13 protein-coding genes are annotated in these 11,635 nt (G+C 71.1%); 3 read left to right on the top strand and 10 right to left on the bottom strand.

Features of this window, described 5'->3' with window-relative positions:
• Nucleotides 1-869, bottom strand: an 869-nt coding sequence (locus P3W75_RS31140) for a carbohydrate porin (RefSeq protein WP_276231182.1), incomplete at its 3' end; no start/stop codon positions are given.
• Nucleotides 870-1,351: 482 nt separating this feature from the next.
• Between P3W75_RS31140 and P3W75_RS31145 the strand changes: the two genes are divergently transcribed.
• Nucleotides 1,352-2,035, top strand: a complete 684-nt coding sequence (locus P3W75_RS31145; protein WP_276231183.1) for a hypothetical protein — start codon at nucleotides 1,352-1,354, stop codon at nucleotides 2,033-2,035.
• A 93-nt stretch (nucleotides 2,036-2,128) separates the two neighbouring features.
• Entirely contained in the window at nucleotides 2,129-3,100 is a 972-nt protein-coding gene (locus P3W75_RS31150) for a LysR family transcriptional regulator (RefSeq protein WP_276231184.1), read from the top strand.
• Nucleotides 3,101-3,151: 51 nt separating this feature from the next.
• Here the strand turns inward: P3W75_RS31150 and madM are convergent, their stop codons facing one another.
• From madM to mdcA, 9 genes are read right to left on the bottom strand one after another with little or no spacing between them, the layout of a single operon-like run.
• Nucleotides 3,152-3,916 (bottom strand): malonate transporter subunit MadM, encoded by a 765-nt coding sequence (gene madM, locus P3W75_RS31155; protein WP_276231185.1) that lies wholly within the window; start codon nucleotides 3,914-3,916, stop codon nucleotides 3,152-3,154.
• 1 nt (nucleotide 3,917) lies between these two features.
• Nucleotides 3,918-4,334 carry a malonate transporter subunit MadL gene (gene madL, locus P3W75_RS31160; protein ID WP_276231186.1) on the bottom strand — a complete coding sequence of 139 codons (417 nt, stop codon included), beginning with the start codon at nucleotides 4,332-4,334 and terminating at the stop codon, nucleotides 3,918-3,920.
• Nucleotides 4,335-4,381: 47 nt separating this feature from the next.
• The gene (gene mdcH, locus P3W75_RS31165) at nucleotides 4,382-5,314 is read right to left on the bottom strand and encodes a malonate decarboxylase subunit epsilon (RefSeq protein WP_276231187.1); all 933 of its coding nucleotides are present in this window, start codon (nucleotides 5,312-5,314) and stop codon (nucleotides 4,382-4,384) included.
• The gene (locus tag P3W75_RS31170; RefSeq protein ID WP_276231188.1) at nucleotides 5,311-5,979 is read right to left on the bottom strand and encodes a malonate decarboxylase holo-ACP synthase; all 669 of its coding nucleotides are present in this window, start codon (nucleotides 5,977-5,979) and stop codon (nucleotides 5,311-5,313) included. The genes mdcH and P3W75_RS31170 overlap by 4 nt, the downstream gene beginning before the upstream one ends.
• Before the next feature lie 17 nt (nucleotides 5,980-5,996).
• The gene (gene mdcE / locus P3W75_RS31175; protein WP_276231189.1) at nucleotides 5,997-6,803 is read right to left on the bottom strand and encodes a biotin-independent malonate decarboxylase subunit gamma; all 807 of its coding nucleotides are present in this window, start codon (nucleotides 6,801-6,803) and stop codon (nucleotides 5,997-5,999) included.
• On the bottom strand, nucleotides 6,800-7,663 hold the full coding sequence (locus tag P3W75_RS31180; protein ID WP_276231190.1) for a biotin-independent malonate decarboxylase subunit beta: 864 nt from the start codon (nucleotides 7,661-7,663) through the stop codon (nucleotides 6,800-6,802). The genes mdcE and P3W75_RS31180 overlap by 4 nt, the downstream gene beginning before the upstream one ends.
• On the bottom strand, nucleotides 7,656-7,955 hold the full coding sequence (locus P3W75_RS31185) for a malonate decarboxylase subunit delta (protein ID WP_276231191.1): 300 nt from the start codon (nucleotides 7,953-7,955) through the stop codon (nucleotides 7,656-7,658). The genes P3W75_RS31180 and P3W75_RS31185 overlap by 8 nt, the downstream gene beginning before the upstream one ends.
• Before the next feature lie 2 nt (nucleotides 7,956-7,957).
• On the bottom strand, nucleotides 7,958-8,833 hold the full coding sequence (locus P3W75_RS31190; RefSeq protein WP_276231192.1) for a triphosphoribosyl-dephospho-CoA synthase: 876 nt from the start codon (nucleotides 8,831-8,833) through the stop codon (nucleotides 7,958-7,960).
• Nucleotides 8,833-10,494: a malonate decarboxylase subunit alpha gene (gene mdcA, locus P3W75_RS31195; protein ID WP_276231193.1), complete on the bottom strand. Its 1,662-nt coding sequence runs from the start codon at nucleotides 10,492-10,494 to the stop codon at nucleotides 8,833-8,835. Before mdcA ends, P3W75_RS31190 begins: the two co-directional genes overlap by 1 nt.
• A 295-nt stretch (nucleotides 10,495-10,789) precedes the next feature.
• On the opposite strand from mdcA, the gene P3W75_RS31200 reads away from it, so the two are divergent.
• Nucleotides 10,790-11,635: porin (locus tag P3W75_RS31200; RefSeq protein ID WP_276231194.1), on the top strand; the 846-nt coding region annotated here is incomplete at its 3' end.

Here is an 11,635-nt window from a genome sequence, read left to right on the forward strand (position 1 = left end):
TTGCCGGTGAGGGCCTGCGGCTGGCCATTGACGTCTTCGTAGACATCGTCGGCCTTGGCAGTGCTGTAGTAGTAGCCCAGGCGGTATTCGCCGGGCAGTTGCTGTGCACCCACCTTCGGCGACCACACCAGTTCCACCGGCAGGATCGCGCCCTGGGTGCCGCTGCCGCTGAGCTTGAAGCCGTTGCCGGTTTCCAGGTTCGAGGGGTTCTGCTCGTAGGCGCCGACCTGCACGAAGAATTCCGGGCTGAGGTTGTACTTCACCCGCACCGCCCACTGCGCCACCGGCCAGTTGTACCAGATGCCGCCGACCCAGTTGCCCACCTGCGAGCCGCAGAACGCCAGGTTCTGGAAGTCGCAGGGGAAGCTGTTGAAGTCCTCGCCCTCGCCGAACTGGCCGACCTTGATGTCCAGGGCGTCGTCGAGGAAGGTCTGCTTGTACCACATCTGCGTCAGCCGCCAGGTCTGGCCGCGGCCCCAGACTTCCTGCACCGAGCTGAGCTGGCCGGCGCGCGGGTCGCTGACGCGGTCGTTGGACAGGTTGTTGCCGCTGCGCTCGGTCACCGTCAGCTGGAACTCGGCGCCGTGCCAGCCGAGGATCTTCTGCAGGTCCAGGTGGGTGCCCAGCGCCCACTGGTCGCTGTAGCGCGCGGTCTTGTCGTCGTTGTAGCCGCCGTACAGGTTGCCCGCCGCCTCGCCGACGTAGTCCAGCTTGAAGTCGTAGCCCTTTTCCAGCAGCTCGCTGCGCAGCCCACCCCAGTCGCCCAGGCCCCATTTCGAGTCGGCGGAAAACGCGTCGTCGGCGTGCGCGCCGCCGGTCAGCAGCGCGAGCAGCCCCAGGCCTGGGGCGAGGTTCCGAGCGGTGGTCATGGTGGGGGTTCCTCCTGGCAGCCTTGAAAGCAAAAAACGCCGCGCGGCCCGCCGCCTTCGGGGGCGCGAACCGCACGAGCAAAACGAAAACTGTAGAACAAGGGCGAGCGCACCGCTCTGCAACGGCCGTTCCGCCCTCGTCCGGGGTGCCCGGGCAGCCTTGAGACAGCGCTGTCTTTGTCGGACGAAAAAATGCCTCCTGGGAGGCGCTGCGCACCTTACTGTCCACGCGGAGCGATGGCCAGAGGCGCAGCGGCAATATTATTTTTCATATCCCGTAATAATCCAGCCCCTTGACGAAAGATTTTTGCTTATTCCCGCAGAAAATGTCGGGGGTTTAGGGCGTGGGTTGATGGGTATCGCTGCGCTCAACGCCATCCTACGGGGGCGCGCAGGATGCGTGGAGTACGGCGATACCCGTGCCGCGCCGAGGCCTTTGGCTGTTACCATGCGCGGGTTCATCCACCGCTTCGGAGCCCGCCTTGAAAGTTCGCCTCGCCCTCCTCGCCCTGACCCTGCTCGCAGGCGCCGCGCACGCCAAGGACAAGCCTTTGCCCGGCGACGCCGAGTACCGCAAGGCCCTGCCGTTCCTGGCCAAGGCCAACGAGCAGATCGCCGGCATGGACAAGGCCCGCGCCGCCGGCAAGAGCCCCGAGGAAGCGGCGAAACCGTTCCGGACAGCGCTGTCCAGGAACCTCAACCAGGCCATTCCGCTGCTCGACCAGGCCGCCCGGCAGAAGCACCCGGTGGCCGAGTTCCGCCTGGCCCAGCTTTTGGCCGACTTCGTCCAGGACGAGCAGAGCCAGCAGCGCGCCTGCGAATTGCTGGGCGACAGCCTCAAGCAGGGCTTCGCCCCCGCCGCGCTGGACCTGGAAACCCTCTGCGAAGCCGCCGCCAAGGCGCCCTCCTTCGCCAGGCAGGCCGAGGCCGCCGCGCGTTCGGCGCGCTACGCGAAGTACTTCCCGCAGCCCAGCCACGCCCTGGGCTGGTGCCAGGCCGAGCGGCCGATGTCGCTGCTGGCGCCCAAGGGCGACCAGCGCGCCTACCAGGCCGAGGTCTACATGATGCTCGCCGGCAAGGCGCCCAAGGCCAAGCGCGCCGACTACCTCAAGCGCGCCGCCGACAAGGGCTGCGAGCAGGCCCGCACGGCGCTCGCCAAGCCCTGAGGCAACGCTGGAAGGCGGCGCCGCGCTCGGCTAACGTGGCCCGGCCACCCGAGGAGATGAACATGCCCCTTCCGACTTCCCCACGAGCCGCCCATGGCCCGCGCTGACACGGCCTCGGCGCCGCTGCCGCGCATCGACGAGGAGCTGACGCTGAAGAAGCTGGAGGTGTTCCTGGCCTTCATGCGCACCGGCAACCTGGCCCGCGCCGCCGCCGAGCTGGGCACCAGCAACGTCAGCGTGCACCGCGCCATCCACTCACTGGAAAGCGCCCTGCGCTGCCCGCTGTTCAAGCACGAGGGGCGCACCCTCACGCCGCTGGAAAGCGCCTTCGTGCTGGAGGAGCGCGCGCAGAAGCTGGTGCAGGACGTCAACGAGACGGTGCGCCTGACCCGCGAGGCCGCCGGCTTCTCCGCCGAGCGCTTCAAGCTCGGCGCGCTCTACTCGCTGACGGTGAAGACCGTGCCGCAGCTGATCATGGGCCTGAAGCTGCGGCGCAGCGAGCTGAACATCGACCTCATCCTCGGCTCCAACGTCGACCTGTTCTACCAGCTGAAGAACATGGAGCTGGACGCCATCCTGGTGTCGCTCAACGAAAGCGTGGCCGACCCCGACTGCGAATGCCTGCCGCTGTTCTCCGACGATATCTACCTTGCCGTGCCAGTGGACTCGCCCTACGCGGAGCTGGCCGAGATCGACCTGGCGAGCCTGCGCGACGCGCCCTTCGTCACCCTCACCCAGGGCTACGCCACCCACCAGGACGGCGTGCGGGTGTTCCAGCTGGCCGGCTTCGAGCCGCGCATCGCCATGCAGGTGAAGGACATCTTCACCCTGCTCAGCATGGTCAGTTCCGGGGTGGGCTACGCCTTGCTGCCCAAGCGCATCGAGGCGGTGTACGAGAACCGCGTGAAGCTGATTCCGCTGCAGGCGCGCTACCGCCTGCAGCAGCGCATCGGGGTGGTGTTCCTGCGCGCCAAGGAGCGCGACCCGAACCTGCTGGCGCTGCTCGCCGAGTGCCGCATGTACGGCATGCGCCACGAGCAGGAAGCGACGCGGGCGGGGGCCTGAGGCGCCGCGCCCGCTTCACTCGATCGCAATCGCGCTCAACCGGCCACTACCTCAACCCACCAGGCCACGCACGCAGAAGTACAGCAGCGAGGGGCCGAGCAGGCAGCCCAGGCCGGTGTGGAAGGTGGCGGTCAGCGCGCCGTAGGGCACCAGGCGCCGGTCGGTGGCGGCGAGCCCGGCGGTGACCCCGCTGACGGTGCCGGCCAGGCCGCCGAAGACCATCGCCGAGCGCGGGTTGTCCAGGCCCAGCAGGCGCGCCGAGACCGGGGTGAAGACCATCACCAGGATCGCCTTGATCAGCCCGGTGGCGATCGACAGCGCCACCACCTCGGAGCTGGCGCCCAGCGCCGCGCCGGTGACCGGGCCGACGATATAGGTGACCGCGCCGGCGCCGATGGTGGTCAGGCTCACCGCGTCGCGGTAGCCGAACGACCAGGCCACCAGCACCCCGACGATGAACGGCAGCACGGTGCCCAGCAGCAGCGACACCACGCCGATCAGCCCGGCCTTGCGCGCCTCGGTGGCCTGCACCTCGAAGGCCGTGGCGACGATGGCGAAGTCGCGCAGCATGGCGCCGCCCATCAGGCCGATGCCGGAGAACAGCGAGAGGTCGGCCAGGCCTTTCTGCCCGCCGCTGAGGGTGCCGCCGACCCAGGCCAGCACCAGGCCGATGAAGATGGCGATGGCCGAGCCATGGACGCGGCCGAAGGTCAGGTAGCGCGACAGCAGCACCGAGACCCACATGATCACCCCGACCACCGCGAAGGCGGTGACCAGGCCGTTATGGATGAGCGCGTTTTCGACGATCTGCCACATCTCAGCGACCTCCCGCCGGGGCGCCGCCCAGGTCTTGCGCGCGGTCCTCGCGCGGCAGCGGCTCGCCGCGATGGGTGCGGCTGATCAGGGCGATGGTCGCCCCGCACACCAGCACCGCGCCGATCGCCGCGAGCAGCGCCACCGGGCCGCCGTGCAGGGCGGTGACGACGTTCTGCTGGGCGGCCATGGCCACCACCACGGGGATGTACATGGCGCCCCAGAAGCCCACGCCGAATTCGCATTCCTTGCTCAGGCCGCCGCGCTTGTGCATCGCCAGGCGCGCGAAGATCAGCAGGAGCATGGCGATGCCGACGCCGCCGACGTTGGATTGCACGCCGAGCAGCACGCCCAGCAGGTCTCCCAGGATCACGCCGGCAAGCGTGCAGACAGAGAGTAGAGCGACACCGTAGATGATCATTGTTGTTGTCCTCGGTTGGTCGTTGGGGTTGGGAAGGTGGGACCGGCTCAGGGGTCGCGGCGTTCCTCCTCGCGCAGCAGCGCGTCCAGGGTGTCCGCGCGGGCACCGTCGAAGGCGATGGCGGCAGCGCCGAAGCAGGGCTTGGCCAGGCCGCTGAGTATGCGCCCGGGCGGCAGTTCCAGGTGCAGGCGCGCGCCGCGCTCGTAGGCGCCGCGCAGGGTGGCGCGCCACTCGACGCGGCGCGCCATGTTCCAGGCGAGGTCGGCGGCCAGCGCCGCCGGGTCCATGACCAGGCGCGCCGTGCTGCCGCTCAGGTAGCGCAGGCGCGGGCGGCTCAGGCGCACCCCGGCGAAGGCCGCGGCCAGGCGCGCGGCGGGCGCTTCGAGCAGTTCGCAATGCGAGGGCACGCTGACCGCCAGGCGCTTCGCCGCGCTGGCGCCGTGGGCGCGGGCCAGCTCGGCGATGGCTTGCAGGCCGGCGTCGCTGCCGGCCACCACCAGTTGCCGCTCGGCGTTGACGTTGGCCAGGTACACCGGGCGTTCGGCGCTGTGCACCTGCGCCAGCAGCGGCTCCAGCTGGGCCTGGTCGAGGCCGAGGATGGCGCTCATGCCATGGCCGCCGGGCCAGGCCTGCTGCATCAGTTCGCCGCGCAACGCGACCAGGCGCAGCGCGTCGGCGTAGTCCAGGGCGCCGGCGACCACCGCCGCCGGGTAGGCGCCGATGGACAGCCCGGCCACCAGCGCCGGTTGATGGCCGCGCGCGGCGAGCACGCGGGACGCGGCAACCCCGGCGATCAGCAGGCACAGCTGCACCGCGCGGGTGGAAGCCAGGGCCTCGGCGCTTTCCAGGCTGGCCGTGGGCTGGCCGAGCACGTCCGCCGCCTCCTCCAGGCAGGCGCGCACCGGCGGCTCGTCGGGCAGCGCCGAGAGCATGCCAGGGTACTGCGCGCCCTGGCCGGGGAAGGCGAAGAACACGCTCACGCGGTCACCTCGGCGGGCGCCCAGGGATCGGCGAGCAACGTCGGCGCGTGGTCGCCCTTGAGCAGCACGCGGGCGCCCTGCCCGGCCCATTCGGCCAGGGCCAGGCCACCGGCGGGGGTCTGCAGTTGCAGGTCGATGCGGCAGGCGGCGCTGCTCAGTTCGCCGAGCAGCGCGCGGGCCGCGTCGCGGGGGAAAGGTGCCGGCGTGCGCAGCAGCAGGTCGAGGTCGCTGGCCGCGTGCAGCACCGGCTCGCCAGTGGCCAGTTCGAAGCCGGCGCCGCCGCTGACGCCCCAGGCCAGGCCCAGGCCGTCGAGGGTGGCGCGCACCTGGCGCAGCGCCTGCCAGGTCGGCAGGTCGCGCGTGGGTTCACGATCACGCAGGGATTCCGGCGTGGCCTGGCGCGTGACGGCGGCCATCGGCAGCCAGCCGGCCCAGCGCTGCTCGCGGCTGTGGCCGCGCAGGCCCACCGCCAGCCAGCCCGCGCGCGCCGGGGCGCGGCGCACGACAACCGGCCAACCGGCGGCCAGCACCTCGCGGGCCCAGGCCGGCGCGTCGTGCGCCAGGTGTTCGGCGCGCATGCCCCAGAGCAGGTCATGGGCGCGGAAAAGGTCAGGAGCGGGCCGCTCCAGGCGCGAGCCCCGCTGTGAGCTGTTGACGATGGACATGGCCCGCTCCTGAGTTCTCACCACTGCTCGCGCAGCAGTTCGCGCACGCGGCTGGACGCCGCGCGGTTGCTCGCGCCGAGGCGGCCACGCAGGTCGCGCGAGGCGTCGGCGATGTCGTCGAGGGCGCGGCGCAGGCTGGCGTGCACCTGGGCCACGTCGGCTTCGCCGGGCGCATCGATGCACGGCACTTCGAGGCTGTCCCAGAGCAGGCCGAGGGAGGCATAGCTGTCGATGTCGTAGGCCATCGGCGGCACCGTGGCGGCCAGGCGTTCCAGCTCCTCGACGCTGCGCAGGGTGATGCGCGCGGCGGCGGCCTTACCCATGGCGTGGACCATCACCCCGGCGTCGCGCAGGGCGATCAGCCGGTTGGCCTGGTAGCCGTGGGCGAGGAAGGCGCCGGACATGGCCTTGCCCACCAGCAGCCCGATCACCGGATGGCCGGCGAGCCGGGCGCGGGCGTAGGCGTCCACCGCCGCCGCCAGCGCCTGGTGGATGCCCAGGGCTTCCTCGCGGCGGCCGTAGGCCTGGCTGGGCACGTCGACGATGGCGACCAGGGCGCGCTTGCGCGGCGCGGCGCGGTCGGCGGCGATGGCTTCGTCCACCGCCTGCGCCAGGCGCCAGCCTTCGAGCAGGCCGACCTCGCCGTGGCGGGCGCGGGGGAAGGGGTTGTGCGCATCCGCCACCACCGCCAGGTAGCGCAGCGGCTGGCCGTCCAGCTCGGCGTCGGCCACCCGCAGCGAGGCGCCGTCCTGCGCCCGCGCGGGCTGTTCGCCGGCCAGCGCCTGGAACCAGGCCAGGCCACGGGAAGAAGGTGCTTGGCTCATTGCGCGTCTCCTTGGTTGAGGCCGGCGTAGAGGCGGCGCACGCCAGCGGCGTCGATCTGCTCGCGGGTATCGAGGCTTTCCAGGCGCGCCAGGAAGTCCCCCGCGCGGCGGCTGCGCGGGTGCGCCGGCAAGCCCTTGGCGAAGTACTCGCGAACCGCGCCGTGCAGGGTCGCCACGTCATCCGCCAGGCAGGCATCGGCCAGGCCGCTGGCGGCGCGTTGCTCGCCGCCGGTCAGGCTCCAGATGAACGGACGGTCGCGGGAGTCGTATTCCTCGATGCCGGCTTCCTGCTCGATCACCTGCGGGCCGTTGAGCCCCAGGCGCGCCTCGCGGGTAACCAGCACATAGCTGCACAGCCCGGCGGCGATGGACATGCCGCCGAAGCAGCCGACGGGCCCGGCGATCAGCGCCACCACCGGCTGGTATTGCTGCAGGTCGACGATGGCGGCCTGGATCTCGGCGATGGCCGCCAGCCCCAGGTTGGCTTCCTGCAAGCGCACGCCGCCGGTTTCCAGCAACAGCAGTGCGCGGGTCGGGATGCCCTGGCGGTTGTCCTCGGCGGCCAGTTCCAGGGCGCCGGCGATCTTCGCCCCGCTGACCTCGCCCATGCTGCCGCCCTGGAAGGCGCCTTCGATGGCCGCGACCACCGCCGGCTGGCCCGCGAGGGTGCCACGGGCGATGACCACGCCGTCGTCGGCCTGGGGCACGATGCCCTGCCCCGCCAGCCACGGCGACTGCACGCGGGCGAAGGGGTCGATGAGCTCGCGGAAGCTGCCGGCGTCCAGCAGTTCGCGGGCGCGCTGGCGGGCGGAGAGTTCGGTGAAGCTGCGCAGGGCCAGCAGTTGGGCGACGTCACTCATGGCCGGCCTCCTCCAGCGCCTGTTCCAGGCGCAGGCGCACCACGCCGGGGGTGGCGCCGAAATCGTGGATGCAGATTTGCGCGGCCGGCGCCGGCACGGCGGCGAACAGCCGCTCGAAGAGTTGCTGCCAGCGCGGCGCGCTGCCGTTCACCGAGGTCACCACCTCGATCTTCAGGGCGCCGGTCGCGGCCGGTTGCAGCAGCACTTCGAGGTCGCCGGAACCGACGCAGCCCACCAGGGCGCGGCCGCGCACCGACGAAGTGGCGGGGTATTCGAAGGACAGGGTTTCCATGGTCAGAGGCTCCCGGCCCACCCGCCGAGCGCGGCGGGCAGGCGATCCAGAAAGAGACAGGCGGCGAGCAGGTCGGCGGCGCCACCGGGGGATGCGTTGAGCGCCAGCAGCGCGCGGTCCAGTTCGCGCAGCGCGCGGCGCCCGGCCAGGCTGGCGCCGCCGCCGGCGGCGAGCACCGCTTGCGCGCCGTCCTGCATGGCGCGCAGGCCGGGCTGGCCGGCGCGGTGCAGCACGCAGGTGTCGTCGAGCACGGCCATGATCGCCAGCAGCGCGTCGAGCCGGGCGTTCTGCTCGCCGGCGCCGGCCGCGCGGCTGCGCCGCAGTTGCGGCAGGCCGTGCAGCACCACGCGGGGGAAGCCGAGCTGGGCTTCCTCGCGGGCGCCGCCGACGCCGTAGCGCTGCCGCACCCGCTCGCCATGGCTGGCCAGTGGTGGTTGCGCACGGTCGTCGAGCAGGGCCAGACGCCCGGCGCGGGCGGCCACGGCTTCGGCATCGGCCTGGCGGGGGTCGAGGGCGGCCGACGCGGTCAGCAGGCCCAGGGCCCAGATGGCGCCGCGATGGGTGTTCACCCCCGCCGTGGTGCGCAGCATGTCCGCCTCGCCTTCGCGGCCGAGGCGGCCGAGCGCTTCGCGCAGCGGCAGGTCGACTTCGCCATGGGCGCGGGCGGCCTCGGCCATGCCACGCAGGCACGGCCACAGCGACAGCGCCGAAGCCTGCATCAGGCCCAGGTGCAGGTCGCTGTGGGCGCCGCTGCCACGGCGGTCGACCAGCGCCGGCTTGGGCGACAGCTCGGCTTCGTCGATCAGCGCGTCCACCGCCAGGTCGGCCAGGCGCTCGTCCAGGCCGACGCGGGGTTCGAGTTCGTAGGCTTGGGCCATCACCAGCTCCTGAAGCGCGCCGGCGGCTCGTAGAGGCCCCCGGACCAGTCGACCAGTTCGCCGATGCTCTTCGCCGCGAGCAGTTCGCGGCTGGCGTCGGCGCGGCGGATGCCCAGGTCCTCGGGCAGCGCGATCAGCCCTTCGCGGCGCATGCGCTCGGTGTCCTTCGGGTCGTGGCGCAGGCCGATGGGGCTGATGCCGGCGACCGCGGCGATCATCGCCCGGCGTTCTTCCGCCGAGCGCGCCTTGTACAGGTAGGCGATGCCTTCCTCGGTGAGCACGTGGGTGACGTCGTCGCCGTAGATCATCACCGGCGCCAGCGGCATGTTCGCCTTGCGCGCCACGTCCACCGCGTCGAGTTGCTCGACGAAGGTGGGCTTGCCGCCGTCCTGGAAGGTTTCGACCATCTGCACCACCAGCTTCTTGCCGCGCGCCAGCAGCGCTTCGGGCTCGGGGCGCATGTCCAGCCAGGCCGGGGTCGAGTGGCGCCGGCCGCGCGGGTCGTGGCCCATGTTCGGGGCGCCGCCGAAGCCGGCCAGGCGGCCACGGGTGACGGTGGAGGAATGGCCGTCGCCGTCCACCTGCAGGGTGGCGCCGATGAACAGGTCCACCGCGTACTGCCCGGCCAGCTGGCAGAACATGCGGTTGGAGCGCAGCGAGCCGTCGCGGCCGGTGAAGAACACGTCCGGACGCTGGGCGATGTAGCGCTCCATGCCCAACTCGGTGCCGAAGCAGTGCACGCTTTCCACCCAGCCGCTTTCGATGGCCGGGATCAGCGTCGGGTGCGGGTTGAGCGTCCAGTGCCGGCAAATCTTGCCCTTCAGCCCCAGGGACTCGCCGTAGGTCGGCAGGATCAGTTCGATGGCCGCGGTGTTGAAGCCGATGCCGTGGTTCAGCGACTGCACGTTGTGCCGCTGGTAGATGCCACGGATCGCCATCATCGCCATCAGCACGTGCACCGGCTTGATGTGGCGCGGGTCGCGGGTGAACAGCGGCTCGATGTAGAACGGCCGGTCGGCCTCGACCACGAAGTCGATCCAGCTGGCCGGGATGTCCACCCGTGGCAGGTCGCGCGGGTCGTCGACGATGCGGTTGACCTGGGCGATGACGATGCCGTCGCTGAACGCGGTGGGCTCCACCAGCGCCGGGGTGTCCTCGGTGCTGGGACCGGTGTAGAGGTTGCCGTCGCGGTCGGCGATGAAGCCGGCCACCAGGGCGACGTTGGGAATCAGGTCCACCACCAGCCGCGAGTACAGCTCGATGTAGGTGTGGATGGCGCCGATCTCCAGCAGCCCGTCTTCGAGCAACTGACCGATGCGCAGGCTCTGCGGGCCGGAGAAGGAGAAGTCGAGCTTGCGCGCGATGCCCAGCTCGAACAGGTCCAGGTGCTCGGCGCGGCCGACGCTGGGCATGATCATGTGCAGGTCGTGGACCTTGCCCGGGTCCACCTGGGCCAGGCTGCGCGAGAGGAAGTCGGCCTGCTTCTGGTTGTTGCCCTCCAGCACCACGCGGTCGCCGGGGGCGATCAGCGCTTCCAGGGCCTGCACCAGGTGCTCGCGCGGCAGCACCGCGCCGTCGGCCAGGTGGCGCACCCGTTCAAGCCGTCGCGCCTTCTCGGCGCGGCGTCGCGACCACTGGGGCGGGGGGGATGTCTGGATCATCGGAACCTCCACGAACGCTGCTGTCGTGGACGCACCTTAGGGACGCGACGGGCCTCGCATCAATCAAGCCCGGCGCCCGATCGTTAACCTGAGCGTAACGTTTGCACCTGCCCACCAGCGGTTCCGCCCCATGGAACCGCTGCGCATTGCCGCGCCGGCCCCGTCCGGATTCTGCTGGAAAGGCGACGGCGGCCCACGCCGCCCCGGTACCTGCCTACAACAACCACAACCAGGAATCCGCGCCGTGCAGACCCAAGCTCACCTCCGCAAGCCTTCACCGTTCCTCCTCGCCGCCCTGCTGACCGCCCCCTTCGCGGCCCAGGCCGAGGGCTTCCCCGGCATCGCCCGGATCGCCTCGGGCTTCGGCTACTACAACGTCGACAAGGGCTTCGACGACAAGGCCAGGGTCTACGGGACCCTGGATGTGTTCAGCGACTACCACGACTCCGGCCACCACTCCGGCTGGCGCCTGGAAGGCGGCGGCGCCTGGACCAACAAGCTCGGCCTGTACCTGCGCAAGGCACTGGACGAGGACACGGTGCTGGAAGCCGACGTCGAGGAAGGCTTCAACCTCAACGGCCAGGCCCTGGACCAGCACTGGAAACAGGTCGGCGCGCTGCGCCTGGCGCTGGTGGCGGTGCGCACGCGCCACTACGGCAAGCTGGAGTTCGGCAAGACCTACAACATGGCCACGCCGACCTACGCCGACCCCTTCCTCGCGGTGTACGGCTCGCCCTACACCTTCCTCACCCTGCCGCCGCGCGCCAAGGGCGCCTACTACCTCGACGTGCGGCCCAAGCACACCCTCGCCTACACCACGCCGAGCTACCATGGTTTCAGCCTCGGCAGCGCCATGAGCTTCGGTTTCGACGACGCCGCCAGCTCCGGGCAAACGGTGCGCGGCAAGGGCGTGAGCCTGCAGTACCGCGACAGCCGGCTGATCCTGCTCGGCTCCTACAACGACTACCTGAGCGACCCCTGGGACGACGGCGGGCGCAGCCGCCAGACCCACAACATTTTCAAGAGCGCCTCGGCCTTCTACGACTTCGGGCCCTTCTCCTCGAACCTCACCTGGCAGCGCCAGGACGTGGACTACAGCGGCTCGCCGAGCATGACCGCCTGGACCCTCGGCTTCATGCTG

It is taken from the genome of Pseudomonas citronellolis, assembly GCF_029335315.1.
GTDB lineage: Bacteria > Pseudomonadota > Gammaproteobacteria > Pseudomonadales > Pseudomonadaceae > Pseudomonas > Pseudomonas citronellolis_A.